Raw genomic sequence first — 17,309 nt, 5'->3', positions numbered from 1 at the left:
ATGAACGGGTGGTAGTTAAACCATCCCGATCTGCTTCAACTCACTCTTCAAATACGCGTAGTAAATCGGCCCCGCCACTACCCCCGGCAGGCCGAACGCGGCTTCGAACACCAGCATCGCCAGCAGCAACTCCCACGACTTGGCACTGATCTGCCCGCCGACAATGCGCGCGTTGAGGAAGTATTCGAGCTTGTGGATAAAAATCAGATAACCCAGCGCTGCCAAGGCGACCCAGATCGACAGTGACAAACCGACAATCGTGATCAGGGTGTTCGACATCAGGTTGCCGATCACCGGCAACAGGCCGAGCAGAAAAGGTCAGCACGATCAGGGTTTTGGTCAGCGGCAACTTGATCCCGAACATCGGCAGCACCACCGCCAGGAATATCCCGGTAAAGAAGGTGTTGAGCAGGGAAATCTTGATCTGTGCGAACACGATGTTGCGAAAGGCCTGGACCAGCAGGTGCAACCGGTCGAACAGTGCGGCGGCAAGCGGTTTGCGCTTGGTCAGGTCGGGGATGCGTTGCAAGGCGATGATCGCCCCCAGCACCATGCCGATCAGCAGCGTCACGAACATGTGCGCCGCGTCCTTGCCCACCAGTTGCAGATCACTCAGGTGTTTGCTCACCCACTCGCCGATCGCCACACGAAACTCGGCGGCACTGGCGGGCAAATAGGCGTCGATGAACGGCGGCAATTGCCCTCGCGCCCGATCAACCACACCCATGAATTTGTCGAGGAAGCTCCGGGGTTTTCCGCTTCGTGCAGCAGAAAACTGAAAGCACCGGCAAAAATCAGAGTCAACACGCTGACCACCAAAGTGCCCAACAGTGCGACCGCCAACCAGCGCGCACGCCGTCCTTCGATCAGACGCTGCAATTGTGGCGTGAGCATGTTGACCAGCTCGAACACCAACAAACCGGCCAACAGGCTCGGCAGCAGTCGCAGAGGGAGCACCAACAGCAAACCACCAAAAATGATGATCCAACTGGTGAACAGCAAGTGGCGTTGAGAAAACGTTGGCATACAGCCTCAAAACGAACGACGTAAAAAGGATTGGCAGTCTGCCAGCGTTCCGATGTCAGCACTAGGGATTGTGTAGGTCGACCTTAGTGGGGGCACCGGCCATTTTTTTTGCTGAGCCCCTACCCGGTTCATTGCTTGTTATTTCTTCAGGCAATTGCTCATAAACACTTTACGCGCATCACCCTTCATAGCCTGAGTGGTGGCTGTTTCATTGCAGGTTTTCATCTTCTCTTGCTGGGAGGTCATCGGTTTGGCGGCTTCGGCGGCCGGGGCGGCCGGTTCAGCTTTCAGGCAATTGCTCATAAATGCTTTGCGTTCATCGCCCTTGAGGCTTTTGGTCGTAGCGTCAGCATTGCAACGGGTCATCTTCTCTTGCTGAGGGGTCTTGGGTTTGGTCACATCGACCGCATCGGTCGCCGGCTTAGCTGACAGGCAGGTGCTCATGAATGCATTGCGTTCATCGCCCTTGAGGCTTTTGGCCGTAGCGTCGGCATTGCAGGTGGTCATTTTGTCCTGCTGCGCAGTGGCAGCGAAGCCTTGGGAGCAGAGCAGCAAACCGATCATCAAAAAGGGACACGCAACATTGTCATGGAGTTTTCTCCTTGTTGCCGTACCGATGGGCACGGCCATGTTTTGCAGTGTAGACAATGCCTGTTACACCTTCACCGACTCTCGAGGTGACTGCGCCGGTATTGCTCCGGCGTACACCCGGCCTGGCGTTGAAACATCGCGATAAAAGCCGAGCCGGTGCTGTACCCCATGTCGAAGGCGATGTCCTGAACGCTGCGGTGACTGTCCAGCGCTTCGATCGCGGCCAGAAACCGCAAGCGCTGCCGCCACTCCCCAAAGCTCATCCCCAGCTCGCGGACACACTGGCGCGCCAGCGTCCGCTCGCTGACATGGATTTGTTCCGCCCAGTGGGCCAGTGGCCGGTTATCCCCAGGCGCGGCTTGCAAGGCGTCCAGTATTCCAAGCAAGCCCGGGCTGCTGGCGTAGGGCAAGTAACACTCTTGCACCGGCGCCTGTTGCAGTTGATCCACCAGCACTGGGCCAGGCGCTTGTCTGCCTCTTGCTCGGGGATCTTCACATCGCGCGCGGCGAAGTCCTTGAGGATGGCTTTAAGAATGTCGCTGATGGCCAGGGTGCAGGCCTGCGCAGGCAAATCCTGGCACAGCGACGGCGCGAGACAGACCGCACGATAGTTGATCGGCTGGTTGCTGTAGAAACTGTGCTCGGTGTGCGGCGGCACCCACACCGCGTATTGCGGCGGCGACATGAAACGGCTGCTGCCGATTTCCATGTGCAAGACACCGTTGGCCGAATACTCCAGCGTGCCCCACGGATGACGGTGGGCCGAGGCGTATTCATGGGTGTTGAAATCGGCGTAGCGAAAATAGACCGGGGCCGGCAGTTCGCTGAATGCCAGCAGGTCGATGTGTTTACTGCTCATGCTGTCCGGAATCCGCCGTGTGTTGTCTGGATCGAAGTATAGGCTTGCATCCAGACAGAGGATAATTGCGCTTCATTAACGTTCTGGTTTTTCCTGATGCAATACGCTTATCCCCTGCTGGCCATTTTCATTTGGGCTGGCAACACTGTGATCACCAAAATGTCAGCCGGGGCGATCTTCCCCGCCGAGATCGGTTTCTACCGCTGGCTGCTGGCCGCCATCCTGTTCACGCCATTCATGCTCAAACCGGTGATCGCACATTGGCCGCAGATCCGCCCGAACCTGGGCAAGATTTTCGTCCTCGGCGTGCTGGGCATGGCGGTCTATCAGAGCCTCGCCTACTTCGCCGCCTCCCTGACCTCGGCCACCAACATGGGCATCATTCTGTCGCTGATGCCATTGATGTCCTTGGCCATGGCCATTATCAGCCTCGGCCAGCGCCTGACCCTGGGGGCCTTGGCCGGTGCGGTGCTGTCGTTTGCCGGGGTGGCGGTGGTGGTCTCGTCCGGCAGCCTTGGCGCGCTGCTGGAGCATGGGGTGAACCTGGGCGATGCGATGATGCTGATCGCCACGTTGGCCTACGCGATCTACAGCACCTTGTTGAAAAAATGGCAGTTGCGGCTGCCACCATTGGTGTTGCTGTATTTGCAGGTACTGGTCGCGGTGTTGGTGCTGTTTCCGATGTTCCTCGCCTCACCGAAGATCGGCCCGACGCTGCAGAACATTCCGCTGGTGTTGTATGCCTGCCTGCTGGCCTCGATGGTTGCACCGCTGGCGTGGATGCAAGCGGTGGTGCGCCTGGGGCCGAGCCGGACCACGCTGTTTTTCAATCTTTTGCCGTTGATTACCGCACTGATTGCGGCGGTGGTGCTGCATGAACAGTTGGCGCTGTATCACTTGGTGGGCGGGGTGTTGACGCTGGGCGGGGTGATTGTTTCGGAGCGTTGGACCACCGTTTTGGGCCGCGCATAGTCCTTTGTGGTGAGGGAGCAAGCTCCCTCACCACAGAGACGCTTCTACGCCGGCTGCTTTTAGCCGTGCCGCATGCTCGACAAACAACCGGATCGGCTCGGCGCCCTTGCCCACCCATCCCAACGATTGATTGACGATGTCGAAGTGGTCCAGCGGATACTCATCGCCAATCACCGTGCCCAGGTGCGAACTGTACCGCCCGACCATCCCGTCGCAATACCCGGCCTCGTTCACAAACGTTTGGGCAAATAGCCGGCAACTGCGATTGGTCCCGTCAAACAGATTGCGCCCACGATCGGTCTTGCCCGGCTGTAACGTCCCGGACCACGAGTAATAACGCACGCCGTAGACCTCCTCCGGTCCATGCCCGCCCCAGGTTTCAGGCAGGCCTTGTGGATAACGCTGATTGAACAGCGCCACGCCTTCGCAGGTGAGTGAGTGATGGGACGCATGGATATCCACCGGCAGTTTCGGCCCGCGATAGCCGGTGTCGAGCAGGCACATCAAGGCATTGATCATCCGCAACAGACCGCTCAACAGGCGGCCCTTTACGCTGTCGTGCGGGTAGTGCTTGTGCAGGTAATCGGCCAGTTCCGAACCGTGATTCGGCCCGGCCACCGAGGTCACCGACGCCACCAGGTCCGGTCGTTTGGCAGCAGCGTAACGTGCGGTGAGCGAACCCTGGCTGGCCGATCAGGTTGACCTTCGCGGCCCCGGTCTCGTGCAGGATTTGTTCGATACGCGCCAGCAGTTGCTCGCCGCGCACCTCATTGGAATTGAGCGGCGAGACCTGCACCGCAAACACGGTCGCCCCACCCTGGCGCAGGGCCAGAGACGATGCCGTACCAATACGGATAGAGCACAAGTCGGATAAACCCGAGCATTCCCGGGACCAACACCAGCGGGTAGCGCGTAGCGGAACCTTGCGACATGGGCGAACGTCCTTGTGGTCGAGGAGATGAAGCAAGGCGCGAGGCAAGACGTCAGCCAAGCATCGTCACCGAACATGACAACTCGACGACCAGTTTATGACATCCACCCTACTTCAACCCCACCACGCCCGCCACGATCAGCCCGACCGACACCACTTTGATCGCCGTCAGGCTTTCGCCCAGCAGCGCAAACCCGAGAAACACCGTGCCCAGTGAACCGATGGCGGTCCAGATCGGATACGCGATGCTCACCGGCAACTCGCGCATGGCCAGGGTCAGGAAGTAAATCCCGCCCACTGCCGCCACGACTGTGATCAGCGACGGCCAGGGCCGGGTGAAACCTTCGGCGTACTTCATGCCCATCGCGAAGGTGACTTCGAACCCGGCGGCGATCAGCAGAAACAGCCAGGCCATCTAAAACTCCCTGGCCAGCGCCAGCAAACGCTGCTCGGCCTCTGCGGCAGAGACCTGGAACGTACGCGCCTCGGACTCTTCGCCCTCGGCGGCGACCACGGTGATGTCGGTAATACCGATGAATCCCAGCGCCGTGCGCAACAACGGATCGGCATGGTTCATGGCTTCCAGCTCACCGCCCGGGCCGAACCCGAAGCCGCCGCGACTGGTGACGATCAAGGCTTTTTGCCTTGAACCAGCGGTTCGTATTGGGCCACGCCATTGTCCAGCGTGTGATTGAACGTCAACCCGAGCCGCACAATTTGATCGATCCAGGCCTTGAGGCCACTGGGTACGCTGAAGTTGTGCATCGGCGTGGAAATCACCAGCAGGTCGTGCCCGAGCAATTCGCCGACCAGTTCATCGCTGAACGCCAGGTCGGCCTGCATCGACAGCGGTCGTGCCTGGGGTTCGGGGTAAAACGCGGCGGCCACAAAGGCTTCATTGACCGGCGGAATCAGCGCCCGCCCGACTTCACGTCGGGTCAACCGCGCCTGCGGATGGTGCGCCTGCCAAGCTGCAAGAAACACTTCGGCCAAACGCCGGGAGTGCGAACGATCGCCACGGGGCTGGCGTGAACGGCAAGAATTGTACTCATCTGAATCTCCTTGGGATTACACTCAAACGGCTTGTGGCTTGCAGCTTGATGCTCCCAGCCAACCGCTTCAAATGAGCAGAAATCAGTCTGGATGAATCCATTTCATCCATGGAGTTTCTCAATGTTTGCTTCGCTGCCGTTGACCGCCCTGCGCGCGTTCGAATCCGCCTCCCGCTTGCTGAGCTTCAAGGCGGCCGCACAAGAACTCTCGGTGACGCCGACGGCGGTGTCCCATCAAATTCGCTCGCTGGAAACCTGGCTCGGCGTGCCGCTGTTTGAACGCCTTCCACGGCAGGTGCGCCTGACCGACGGCGGTGAGCGGTTGTTCCACAGCCTGCACGGTGCTTTTCTGGACGTGGCGCAAAGCGTCGACACCTTGCGCCCGCAACGCAGCGGCACACACCTGACCCTCTCCACCACCGCCGCCTTCGCCGCGTTGTGGCTGGTGCCGCGCCTCGGACGCTTTTACGCACGCCACCCCGGCATCAGCCTGCGCCTGGACACCCATTGCGAAGTCATCGATTTGCATCAGGACGCCAGTGTCGATCTGGTCCTGCGCTACAGCCTCGACGACTACCCTAACCTGTATGGCTTGTGCCTGTTTGATGAGTCCTTCGGCGTGTATGGCTCACCCGAGCAAGTGGCGCTGGCGGCCCAGCGGACACCCGCGCTGATCAGCGTGCGTTGGCACAATTCCGAAGTTGTATGCCCATGGCTGGGAGGCCTGGTGCATCAAATCCGGCGAGACCTGGCTGAAGGAACAGCCTGCGGTGCGTGAATACGACGAAGAGCATTACGCCCTGCAAGCGGCGATTGCCGGGCAAGGGCTGGTGCTGGCGAGCAATATTCTGGTGTCAGAAAGCGTGGCCAGCGGTTTGCTGGTGCCCTACAAGGGCGACATTCAAGTCGACGGGGCCGGGTATAGCGCACTGTGTGTGCCGGGTCGCGAGCGTCATCCGCCGGTGCGGGCATTTTTGCGTGGTTGCGTGAGGAAGCGTTGTTGTCCGGGCATGCGGGCATTCTGAAGGACCTGTAGCGCCCGACATACCGCCATCGCGGGCAAGCCCGGCTCCCACAGGTTGTGCGGTGAAATCGACTGCTGTGATCGACTCAAATCCCTGTGGGAGCGGGCTTGCCCACGATGGCGGCTCCCACAGGTTGCGCGGTGAAATCGACTGCTGTGATCGACTCAAATCCCTGTGGGAGCGGGCTTGCCCGCGATGGCGTCTCCCACAGGTTGCGCAGTGAAATCGACTGCTGTGATCGACTCAAATCCCTGTGGGAGCGGGCTTGCCCGCGATGGCGTCTCCACAGGTTGCGCGGTGAAATCGACTGCTGTGATCGACTCAAATCCCTGTGGGAGCATGGCTTGCCCGCGATCACGTCTTTACAGACGCCGCAATTCACTTGGTGGGTTTGACGGTCACCGGCGCTTTCCCCGCCTTCATCTGTTCCAGCAACGGCGCACACTGGTTTGGCGCGTCACCACTGGGTGCCACCAACGCCAGCAACCCCGCCGCCGGAGCGGCGATCACGCCCAGGGCGACCATTCCCGCCCCGCGCAGCATCAGCGGCACCGCTTTCACCCCGGCATCCGGCTTGATGAACGGGCCCTGCACACTACAGTGGCGAGCGCAACGAAATCAGGCGCCAGCCCTTCGACTCCGGCGTGATGGTCAGGTCCAGTTGTTCCGTGGCCATGTTCGCGGTGCCATCGATATAGATGATCGCGTTCTCGGTATCGAAGACGAACAGCCGCGTGGCCGCCAACCCGGTCTTGATATCGAAGTCGGCCGCCGCGCAATTGATCTTCACTTCCTTGTCGCCAAAGATTTTGCCGACCACATAGTTACCGACGTTCAGCCCGGCCAATTCCATCAACTCGCGGCTGATCGCCCCGTCATTGATGAGCATTTTCAGATTGCCGTTGGCACTGCCCAACAGCTTGGCCACCGAGTTGCCGCGCCCCGAAATGTCGGCATCGCCATTGAGCTCGCCGAAACTGGTTTTCATCGGCTCGAACGTCGGGAACAGTTGCTTGAGTTTGAACTTGCGGGCCGTGAGTTTCGCTTGGCCTTCCAACGGTTCGGTCCGGCCATTCAAGCGAATCTGCGCCTCCAGGTTGCCCCCGGCCACGCCAAAACGCAGGGGCTCAAGTCGCAGCTCCCCGTCGGTCAGGACCAGGTGCGTATACAGGTCGTTGAACGGCAATTTTTCGCTGTGGACGATGCGCTTGCCGGTGAATTCGACATCGGCGTCCATGTCACGCCAGCGCTCGGTCTTGAACTCTTCGACCGGCAGCACTTTGTCCGGCGGCTGTTTACCGTCGCCACCGCGCTCCTTTTGTTTGGCGTTGGAGTCGGCGCCAATCAACGGTGCAAGGTCGGCAAACAGCAATTGATTGGAGAGCAATGAACCGCTGAGCTTCGGCCGAGGCTGGCTGGCGACATAAGCCAGGCTGCCATGGATGTCGCTCTCACCGATCTTGCCGTTGAATTCTTCATAGCGGAACACTGCGCCGCTGGGCTCATGCAGCCTGGCGATCAAGTGCCCGTCGGTGGCGTAAGGCGGTGTATCCGGCAGCGTCACGCCGGTCAGCGGATACAAATTGCCCAGGCTGGTGCCAGCCAATTTCAGTCGCAGATCCAGCGCGCCGAGGTTCAGGGGATCGGTCAACGTGCCGGCCAACTCGACGCTGGTATCGGCAATTTTCACCTGGGCCTGCAGTGGAAACGGCTTGGCCGCATCCTGCAGGGCCAGCAACCCACCGATCTTGCCGGAACCTTCGAGTTTCTGCGCGTGGTACTGGCCTTTGACCTTGAGCGCGAAGGCGTAGTCCGTGGCGCGGCCCCCTTTTCCTGTGCGGTTTTCGCCGCTTTGTCACCGACGATGTCACTGAACGGAACGGGTTTGCCCAGCGGGTCGATCAGCACATCCAGTTGAGTCTTCAAGCTCTGATCGTCGAGGGTGACATGGCCTTTGTCGAAGCCGATCGCGCCGATATCCACCCCCAGTTCGAAGGTTCGGCGTTCGGGTCCTTGGGGTCGAATTTGAACGTCCAGTTGGCGCGACCATCGGCCAGGCGCTGCAGGTTGGCGTTCGGCTCGGTCAGGTCGATGCGCGGGATCACCACCCGCTGCGCCAGCAAGGCCAGCGGTGAAATACGCAGCTCTACGCGTTTAAGGGTGACCATCTGCGGCTGCTTCAACCAGTCCGGGTTGCCCAGGCTCAAGTCTTCGGCGACCACATGCGGCCACGGCACCCAGGCCCGCCAGCCAGCCTCGTCGAGCTCGCGCTGCCAGACCACCGCGAGGTTGCCATTGATGGCGAATGCTCGGTGCAGTTCTTCGGTGACTTTGTTGTTTATCGCGGGTTTGATCCGGTTCCAATCGAAGAACACGATGACCAGTACGAGTATCGCCAGCAGAACAACCAGGCTGGCAAAGATCCAGGCAACAATTTTAGGGGGCGCGTCATTGCACAGGGCTCCTTGAAACGACTGAGCGTCCTGACCGCGACGCACGTGTGAAACGTTAGGCCAGAACCGGCCTGCCATGAAATCTAGGACTGGGAAAAGGTGCGCAGGTTTAACCGAAAAGCCAATTAACGTTCAAATAATCGGGCGCGATCAACCTGCGCGCTCTAAACGGTGTTACCCCACCCGCACTTTTGTGCGGCGCGAGTGAGTCGGAAGTACCCACCGCGGTGCAAAAAACACTCGCCGGAAACGCCCGGTTTAGAGCCTCTCAGCAGAACAATCAATTCTGTTGATTATTACCATTGCGGTTATGAACTTTCATATCGATTTATCGAGAGTAGCATTGCCCTCGTACCCACTTTATCGCCCCCAAGGAGCAACCCATCATGAAACGCCAATTACTGCTTAGCCTGACCCTCTCGATGCTAGCCAGCACCGCTTTCGCTTTGCCAGCCGCTGATCAGGCCACTCCGCAAGTCAAAGACAGCCACTCGGTGTTCAGCCAAACCGTTGCCGCCGATGGTTCCAGCCGCACCCCACAAGGCCAGACACTTGCCGAAGGCGGTAACGATCGCCTGAAAGAAAAAGGCCTGATCACCCAAGATGGTTCGGACCGTACTCCACAAGGCCAAACCCTGGCTGAAGGTGGTTCCGACCGCACCCCACAAGGCCAGACCCTGGCTGAAGGCGGTTCCGACCGCACCCCACAAGGCCAAACCCTGGCTGAAGGCGGCGGTGACCGTGTGATCGAACGCAACAGCGCTGTGAGCTAAGCCCATGGCGGCCCTGAAAAAAAGCCCAATCCCCGGATTGGGCTTTGACTTATAGAGAAGCCACTGTTTCCCCGCTTGATCCCCCGATAGTCGTTCGACGCCAGCGAAGCCGATTTGCTAGAGTGCGCCGCTGTCTTGTCCAGAAAACACCCTTGCGATGCTGCCCCGCGCCGAACAGAAACAACAGACCCGCAACGCCCTGATGGACGCTGCCCGCCACCTGATGGAATGCGGCCGAGGATTCGGCAGTCTCAGCCTGCGCGAAGTAGCGATGAACCGCCGGCATCGTGCCCACCGGTTTCTACCGGCATTTCGCCGATATGGACGAACTGGGGCTGGTGCTGGTGAGCGAAGTCGGTCAGACCTTCCGTGAAACCATTCGCCTGGTGCGCCATAACGAATTCGTCATGGGCGGCATTATTGATGCGTCGGTACGGATCTTTCTCGACGTGGTCAGCGCCAATCGCTCGCAATTCCTGTTTCTGGCCCGCGAGCAGTACGGTGGATCACTGCCGGTACGCCAGGCCATCGCACGTTTGCGCGAAGACATCAGCTCGGATCTCGCGGCCGACCTGTCGTTGATGCCAAAGCTGCAACACCTCGACATGGGCGGCCTGAGCGTCATGGCTGACCTGATCGTCAAAAGTGTGTTTGCAACTTTGCCCGAGATCATTGATCCGCCGGCCGAGGCGCTGCCCGAACACTTGACGCCTCAAGCGAAGATCACGCAGCAACTGCGGTTTATCTTTATCGGGTTGAAGCATTGGCAAGGACTCGGCAGTACCGAATGACCGCCTGAATTGATCGCCTCAATGGCGATCTTTTTTTGTGCGCCGCAAATTGGTGCACCACACCCCTCCTCGCACCAACTTCAACCAACTTTGCACACCACCCCCTGCACTCCGACAGGTATTTCCTACGTATTGCCCGATTGGCAAGCCCCTTGCTCTAGCCTCAACAATGTCCATTGCTGGAAGCCTTCCGATGCTGGTGATTCATCGCAGAATCGACCCTCAACCCGTCTGGGCCGCCGAATTGCACCTGACCTTCGAAGCCCGGAGCAAAAGCCGTTTGCGCTGTTTCAGTGCCGAAGGTGAAGACGTCGGGTTGTTTTTGGAGCGCGGACAGCCGCCCCTGTATGACGGCGAATGCCTGCAAGCCGAAGACGGGCGCATCGTGCGTGTCTGCGCCCGCCCCGAACAATTGCTGCACGTTACCTGCTCCAATGCCTTCGAGCTGACTCGCGCCGCCTATCACCTCGGCAATCGCCATGTCGCCCTGCAGGTCGGTGATGGCTGGCTGCGCCTGCTCGACGATTACGTGCTCAAAGCCATGCTCGAACAGCTGGATGCCAAGGTCGAAAGCCTCGAAGCACCTTTCCAGCCGGAACACGGCGCCTATGGCGGAGGCCACCACCACTCCCGGCACGGTGACGAAGATTTCAACTATCCGCCGAAACTGCACCAGTTCGGCGTCCGCTTATGAACCCGGCCTGGGCGCTGCTGCGCCTGGCCAGCCCGCAGCTGCCGATTGGCGGCTACAGCTATTCCCAGGGTCTGGAAATGGCGGTGGAAAACGGTCGCGTAAGCAATGCGGACGGCGCACGACGCTGGATCAGTGATCAATTGCTGCTCAACCTGGCACGGTTCGAGGCGCCGCTGCTGCTTGCCCATTGCACGGCGGCGGCCGAAGAGAACTGGCCCGAATTGCTCCGACGCTGTGAACAACACCGTGCCAGTCGGGAAACCCGCGAGCTGCATCAAGAGAGCCGACAGATGGGCTATTCCTTGCAGCAACTGCTCAACGGTTTACCGGAGCTGGACGCGCCGGCTCGCGCCTTCCTCGACCAACGCCCCGAACCGCATCTGGCCCTCGGTTGGGCGCTGGCGGCACGGGCCTGGGGAATCTGTCCCCAGGATGCGCTGGCCGCGTGGCTCTGGAGCTGGCTGGAAAACCAATTGGCCGTACTGATGAAAACCCTGCCGCTGGGCCAGCAAGCCGCCCAACGCCTGACCAGTGAATTGCTGCCGCTGCTGCAACAAGCCCAGCAGGACGCCACCCGAATCAACCCCGAACACTATGGCAGCGCCGCTTTCGGCCTGTCCCTGGCGTGCATGGCCCATGAGCGCCAGTACAGCCGTCTGTTCCGTTCCTAGGGCGCTTTAGCTTGGAGAATCACATGAACACACAACCTCTACGTGTCGGTATCGGCGGCCCGGTCGGTTCCGGGAAAACCGCCCTGACGCTGGCCCTGTGCCTGGCCCTGCGCGAGCGCTACAACCTGGCGGTCGTCACCAACGACATCTACACCCGCGAAGACGCCGATTTTCTGGTGCGCAACGAAGCCCTGGCGCCCGAGCGAATCATCGGCGTGGAAACCGGCGGCTGCCCGCACACGGCGATCCGCGAAGACGCCTCGATCAACCTCGAAGCCGTGGATCAACTCAACCGCCGCTTCCCGGGGCTGGACCTGATTCTGGTGGAGTCCGGTGGCGACAACCTGTCGGCAACGTTCAGCCCGGAATTGTCCGACCTGACCATCTACGTGATCGACGTGTCGGCCGGCGACAAACTCCCGCGCAAGGGCGGGCCGGGGATCTGCAAATCCGATCTGCTGGTGATCAACAAGGTCGACCTCGCGCCGCTGGTGGGTGCCTCGCTGGAGATGATGGACAGCGACACAAAACGCATGCGCAACGGCAAACCGTTTGTGTTCAGCAACCAGAAAACCGGACTGGGCCTTGAAGAGATCATCGCCTTCATCGAACGCCAGGGCCTGCTGACAGCCGCCTGATCACGACTTATCAACAAGGAAGCTTATCCATGACACTGAAACGCATTCTGGGCGCCATGGCCCTGCTGTTGACCCCGGCCATCGCCTTCGCCCATCCGGGTCATGGTGACAACGGCTTGATCGCCGGCATCAGCCACCCGATTGGCGGCCTCGACCACTTGCTGGCGATGGTTGCGGTCGGCTTGTGGGCCGCTCAGCAAAAAGGTGCGGCGCGCTGGGCGCTGCCCGGCACCTTCGTCGGTACTATGCTGATCGGCGGCCTGCTGGGCTTTGAAGGGCTGAACCTGCCGGCGCTGGAAGGCGCGATTGCCGCGTCGGTGCTGGCGCTGGGGCTGGCGGTGGCGTTGGCCGTTCGTCCGCCATTGAGCGTAGCGGTGGGGGCGACGGCGCTGTTTGCGCTATTCCACGGTGTGGCGCATGGGTTGGAGTTGCCGGACATGTCGAGCCCTTGGGCTTATGCGGCAGGTTTTGTGGCGGCAACGGCGGCGTTGCATGCGGCCGGGTATGCGGTCGTTCGCTTGCTGCCGCAAGCGGCTGCGCCATTGGTTCGATTGGCGGGCGCGGCTTCGGCGGCGACTGGCGTGTGGTTGTTGGCGGGCTGATTTTTTTATCGCCGGTGATGGCCTCATCGCGAGCAAGCTCGGCTCCTACATCTATGGTTACCCCTTTTCTGCAATACTGTTTTTGATGTCGTGTTTGGCTTGCTTTCATCTATCCGGCGTCTGAGTGGGGCTGTCACCCCGCGCCTCGATGAGAATCGATGCCCAACGACCCTAATTAGTGGAACGGCCTTACAGCCGTGTAGGAGCTCAGGGTTGTCGTCAGGCCGGTTGGCCGTTCACGTCATCAGTTATCCAGCATCGCAAAACCAGGTGGGTGGTGCTCGGGTGACAGCGGGGTCAGGCGTTCATCGCGGCTGGCCCCGCATCGAATTCAGTGTGGTGTGCGGCTATCGCCCAGGCGATTCTTGCCAGCTTGTTGGCCAGCGCGCAGACCACGAGATTGGAGTGATGGCGGGAGGCTAATAGTTGACGGACCCAGTCCGCCAGAGCGCCTTTCTGTCGTTCCAGCTGTATCAAGTAAACCCGGGCGCACTGGATGAGCAGGCGCCTCTGATTTCGATCGCCGCGCTTGCTGATGCCCAGCAACACGATCTTGTCGCCCGTGCCGTGCTGTTTGGGTACCAGCCCGATCGACGCCGCATAACCTCGGCCGCATTTGAACTGTTTGCCATCGCCCAACTCGGCAGCCAGGGCGCTGGAGGTGATCGGGCCGACGCATGGCATGGTCATCAAACGAGCCGCCAGATCATCTTCAGCGGCCCGGCATTCCACCTCCTTGTCCAGCGCTTTGACCTTCCCATCCAGATAGTTGAAGTGCTCATGCAGCCCCATCAGAATTTTTTTGATGGAGCCGGAAAATGAACTCATCTCAAGCAACGCTGGAAGTTCTTTGATGGATTTGAAGCCGGGAGCCAGGCTGATACCCACCTCCAGCAGGGCGGCGTGAATGCGATTGACAGTGGCGGTGCGATCTTTGATGAACGACTCACGCACCGAATTGAGCATCGCCAGCGCCTGCTGAGCCTGGGTTTTGGGGGGCACGAAGCGCATTGTGGGGCGAGACGCCGCCTCGCAGATCGCTTCGGCATCAGCGAAGTCGTTCTTGTTGCTTTTCACGTAAGGGCGTACCAGATGTGGCGCAATAAGCTTGGGCGTATGCCCCAGCTTGGCGACCTCCTGTGCCATGAAGTGGGCACCGCCACAGGCTTCCATCACGACGGTGCAGGGCTCCAGTTTCGCCAGATATTGGGTGAGCGCTGCCCGCGTAAACTTTTGCGGTAAAGCTCATGACCATGATCATCTTGAGCATGCAGATGAAAGGAGTGTTTTCCCAAGTCGATGGCGGCAATAGCTACTTTGTTCATGGCAACGATCTCCGATGAGCCCCTGTGAAAGCTTAGTGGGCGATCACAGGGGGCAGCGGGGTAGCCATTTCATTAGTGGAATGCGTGCTCTTGTAGGAGCCGAGCTTGCTCGCGATGGCGGCCTGACAGACACCGCATCTCTCAGGCCTGCTAACATGTCGCGCAATCGACCCTGCCGTGACGACGCCAGCCAATGCCACCTGTTTCCCGCTCCGCCTCCCTGCCTGAATTGACCGCCCTGTTCGCCTCGGTGCAACAGCACTTCCAGGACGTGATCGTGCCGCTCTGGCAAGGCCCCGGCTGGAATGCCGACATGGCGTTGCCCTATGAAGCACTGGACGCAGAGCATCAACCACTGCCGCCTCAACGTTATCGGGCCATGGCCTGCGCACGGCAGTTGTATCTGTTTTCCAGCCTGATCGGCCAGGTGCCAGGCGCGCAGGAGCGCTGCGCCAAGCTGTTCCGCTCCTTGCAACAGCACTTCCACGACGCCGAACACGGTGGCTGGTTCTACAGCATCGACCCGCACGGCGCGCCGCTGGATCAGCGCAAAGACCTGTATACCCACGCGTTCATTCTGTTCGCCTGCGCCCATTACTGGGACAAGTCGCGCGAACCGCTGGTGGAATCCGCGCTCAACGCGGCACTGGAAGTGATCGGTCAGCGCTTCGCCACAGGCGACGGTCTGTACGACGCCAGCCTCGACCGCGACTGGTCCTCACTCGACTCCGGGCCGCTGCAAAACCCTCTGATGCACCTGGCCGAAGCCTTCCTCGCGACCCTGTCGGTACGCGAAGACATCGCGGTGCAACGTGCACTCGTCGCGTTATGCACAGCCATGCACAAGCGCTTCATTGACCCGCAACACAGCGTGTTGATGGAGAAACCGCTGGGAGCTGTGGATAACTGGTTCGAACCCGGGCATCAGTTCTGAGTGGTATTTTTTGCTCGAATCTTCGTCGCTGCTGCGCGGTTCGCCACTTCATGCATCGCTGGACCGTGCGTTCGCATTCACCGAACAACAAGGCGTCGATGCGCAGACCGGTGCAGCGCAGGCGATGCTTGATCTGGAGGGCAACGCCAAAGATGCCACCCAACGCATCTGGGCTCAGGCGGAATACTTGAGGGCGCTGACGTTGCGCCCGAACGCCGAAGCGGTGGTGCAACGCCAGCTACAAGCGCTGCAACAGCGCTTTCTGCATGCGGGCGGCTGGTATGAGTGTCGGGATGAGCTGGGCGAAGTCAGCCGCAAAGACATGCCGTCAACCACCCCTTATCACTTGGCAACCTGCTATCGCGGGTTGGCCGACTATCTGCGCTGACTGACCGATAGCTATCGCGGGCAAGCCCGGCTCCCACAGGGCTTGTAGCGCTCGCCAATTGGCGATCCAACACATTACCTGTCGAGCGCCGGGCTTGCCCGCGATTGGCCGTTACGCGGTCTTAAACCTTCGCGTTCCGCTCAATCGCAAACCCGCTCCAGGTCTGGCTCACTGGCATCAGTTCCAGGCTGTTGATGTTGATGTGCGCCGGCGCGTTTAGCACCCAGAAAATGGTCTCGGCGATGTCTTGCGGCTGGATCGGCTCGGCACCGGCGTACGTCGCGTTGTAACGCTCCTGGTCACCGGCAAAACGCACCAGCGAGAACTCACTCTCACACAGACCCGGCTCAATGTTGCTGACGCGCACGCCGGTGCCTTGCAGGTCGCAGCGCAGGTTCAGGGAGAACTGTTTGACGAACGCCTTGCTCGCGCCATACACGTGGCTGCCCGGGTACGGATAATTGCCGGCGATGGAGCCGAGGTTAACGATGCCGGCACCACGACCATGAGCAATCAGGCGCGGTAACAGCAAACGAGTGCTGTACATCAGGCCCTTGATGTTGGTGTCGACCATGGTGTCCCAATCGTCGAGATCGCACTTGGGCGCCGGGTCCACACCGAGCGCCAGGCCAGCATTGTTGATCAGCCCGCGTAGCTTGGCGAAGGATGGTGGCAGGTTGGCAATCGCGTCCTCCATGGCTTTGCGGTCACGTACGTCGAGCACCAGGCCATGCACCTCGGTCTGCTTCGACAATTCGGCGCACAGGGCATTGAGGCGCTCTTCACGACGGCCTGTCAGTACCAACTTCCAGCCTGCCTCGGCAAAACGGCGGGCACAGGCTTCACCAAAACCGGACGTCGCGCCGGTAATAAACAGGGTGTTGGACATCGTGTTCTCCTTGCTTCGGCTGACGGGCAGCCCTTGGAATAGAAAATCAGCTGGCAGCATGCCCGGCCTTGCACACAGCGGCAACCACCGCAAATCTGCTCAAAAACGCTCAGCCCTGGCAACGCCATGTCCGCCGCGGCTTGTAGCCATGTGCGCGCATGTTATCCACAGGCCGGCCCACAGTTTCCGGGGCAAGTGGAAAGGTTGAAAGCCGCTGTGGACAAGGCTTTGCGGGGAGTTTTGAAAGTTTTTTGCTTGACCCTCGGATGCTCGCAGTGTAGCCCCATGCATTTTGCACGATTTCTCCTACAGACCAGCAGTGGCGCCAAGCCAGTAACTACGGCCCTCAGCCGAGTCTTTCCAGAGTTTAATCACAGACTTATCCACAGGCTTGCCCTGTCCGTTTTGTGCTAGTTCTATCGCCAATAAAAAGGTTGACAACTGCGGTTCAGAGTCGCTCCAAAACGCCTGATCAAAAAACAACCACCACGCCACAAGCCACGGTTTTAAAGGCGTCCAGGCAGCTACTCCCACGTTATTCACAGCCAGTTCCACAGTAAACGGGGACAAGTCAAAACCGTGACAAAACAACTATTTGCAGCGGCTTTATGTCGCGCTTTCAGAGCTTGTGAATATTGTTTTCCACAATTTCAAGAATGCGCCCGACAGCCCCTGTGGGAACGAGCAGGCTCTGG

The 17,309-nt window shown here is 59.9% G+C and carries 8 protein-coding genes and 11 pseudogenes; 9 read left to right on the top strand and 10 right to left on the bottom strand.

Annotated elements, in window-relative coordinates:
* Positions 1-15 precede the first annotated feature (15 nt).
* From AB4N76_RS16955 to AB4N76_RS16940, 4 pseudogenes are all read right to left on the bottom strand, one after another.
* Positions 16-1,026 (bottom strand): annotated as a pseudogene (locus AB4N76_RS16955) (AI-2E family transporter).
* A gap of 138 nt (positions 1,027-1,164) precedes the next feature.
* Positions 1,165-1,224 (bottom strand): annotated as a pseudogene (locus AB4N76_RS16950) (PsiF family protein); the annotation flags it as partial.
* 87 nt (positions 1,225-1,311) lie between these two features.
* Positions 1,312-1,656: pseudogene (locus tag AB4N76_RS16945) on the bottom strand (PsiF family protein); the annotation flags it as partial.
* Between the two features lie 32 nt (positions 1,657-1,688).
* Positions 1,689-2,476 (bottom strand): annotated as a pseudogene (locus AB4N76_RS16940) (AraC family transcriptional regulator).
* 96 nt (positions 2,477-2,572) lie between these two features.
* On the opposite strand from AB4N76_RS16940, the gene AB4N76_RS16935 reads away from it, so the two are divergent.
* Entirely contained in the window at positions 2,573-3,448 is an 876-nt protein-coding gene (locus tag AB4N76_RS16935; RefSeq protein WP_077432391.1) for a DMT family transporter, read from the top strand.
* Positions 3,449-3,475: 27 nt separating this feature from the next.
* On the opposite strand, the pseudogene AB4N76_RS16930 reads toward AB4N76_RS16935, so the two are convergent.
* From AB4N76_RS16930 to AB4N76_RS16920, 3 genes and pseudogenes are all read right to left on the bottom strand, one after another.
* A pseudogene (locus tag AB4N76_RS16930) lies at positions 3,476-4,380 on the bottom strand (lipase family alpha/beta hydrolase).
* Between the two features lie 108 nt (positions 4,381-4,488).
* Positions 4,489-4,794 (bottom strand): DMT family transporter, encoded by a 306-nt coding sequence (locus AB4N76_RS16925; protein WP_046033046.1) that lies wholly within the window; start codon positions 4,792-4,794, stop codon positions 4,489-4,491.
* A pseudogene (locus AB4N76_RS16920) lies at positions 4,795-5,431 on the bottom strand (FMN-dependent NADH-azoreductase).
* Between the two features lie 121 nt (positions 5,432-5,552).
* Here AB4N76_RS16920 and AB4N76_RS16915 point away from each other — a divergent pair.
* Positions 5,553-6,467 (top strand): annotated as a pseudogene (locus AB4N76_RS16915) (LysR substrate-binding domain-containing protein).
* Positions 6,468-6,834: 367 nt separating this feature from the next.
* Here AB4N76_RS16915 and AB4N76_RS16910 read toward each other — a convergent pair.
* Positions 6,835-8,915: pseudogene (locus AB4N76_RS16910) on the bottom strand (AsmA family protein).
* 380 nt (positions 8,916-9,295) lie between these two features.
* Here AB4N76_RS16910 and AB4N76_RS16905 point away from each other — a divergent pair.
* The 6 genes and pseudogenes from AB4N76_RS16905 (at position 9,296) to AB4N76_RS16880 (ending at position 13,078) form a co-directional block, all read left to right on the top strand.
* Positions 9,296-9,682, top strand: a complete 387-nt coding sequence (locus AB4N76_RS16905) for a hypothetical protein (protein ID WP_046033050.1) — start codon at positions 9,296-9,298, stop codon at positions 9,680-9,682.
* Positions 9,683-9,839: 157 nt separating this feature from the next.
* Positions 9,840-10,473: pseudogene (locus AB4N76_RS16900) on the top strand (TetR family transcriptional regulator).
* 193 nt (positions 10,474-10,666) lie between these two features.
* Positions 10,667-11,167, top strand: a complete 501-nt coding sequence (gene ureE, locus AB4N76_RS16895; RefSeq protein WP_046033052.1) for an urease accessory protein UreE — start codon at positions 10,667-10,669, stop codon at positions 11,165-11,167.
* Entirely contained in the window at positions 11,164-11,838 is a 675-nt protein-coding gene (locus AB4N76_RS16890) for an urease accessory protein UreF (protein ID WP_046033053.1), read from the top strand. Before ureE ends, AB4N76_RS16890 begins: the two co-directional genes overlap by 4 nt.
* A gap of 23 nt (positions 11,839-11,861) precedes the next feature.
* Positions 11,862-12,476, top strand: a complete 615-nt coding sequence (gene ureG, locus AB4N76_RS16885) for an urease accessory protein UreG (RefSeq protein WP_007947546.1) — start codon at positions 11,862-11,864, stop codon at positions 12,474-12,476.
* A 29-nt stretch (positions 12,477-12,505) separates the two neighbouring features.
* Positions 12,506-13,078, top strand: coding sequence for a HupE/UreJ family protein (locus AB4N76_RS16880; protein ID WP_046033054.1), 573 nt, complete (start codon positions 12,506-12,508; stop codon positions 13,076-13,078).
* 297 nt (positions 13,079-13,375) lie between these two features.
* Here AB4N76_RS16880 and AB4N76_RS16875 read toward each other — a convergent pair.
* Positions 13,376-14,403: pseudogene (locus tag AB4N76_RS16875) on the bottom strand (IS110 family RNA-guided transposase).
* A 193-nt stretch (positions 14,404-14,596) separates the two neighbouring features.
* Between AB4N76_RS16875 and AB4N76_RS16870 the strand changes: the two are divergent.
* Positions 14,597-15,725 (top strand): annotated as a pseudogene (locus AB4N76_RS16870) (AGE family epimerase/isomerase).
* A gap of 121 nt (positions 15,726-15,846) precedes the next feature.
* Here AB4N76_RS16870 and AB4N76_RS16865 read toward each other — a convergent pair.
* Positions 15,847-16,614 carry an SDR family oxidoreductase gene (locus tag AB4N76_RS16865; protein ID WP_046028444.1) on the bottom strand — a complete coding sequence of 256 codons (768 nt, stop codon included), beginning with the start codon at positions 16,612-16,614 and terminating at the stop codon, positions 15,847-15,849.
* Positions 16,615-17,309 lie beyond the last annotated feature (695 nt).

It is taken from the genome of Pseudomonas sp. S2_F03, assembly GCF_054668335.1.
The sequence above is the reverse complement of the archived record's forward strand: the minus strand, read 5'-3'. Positions and strand labels throughout refer to the sequence as shown.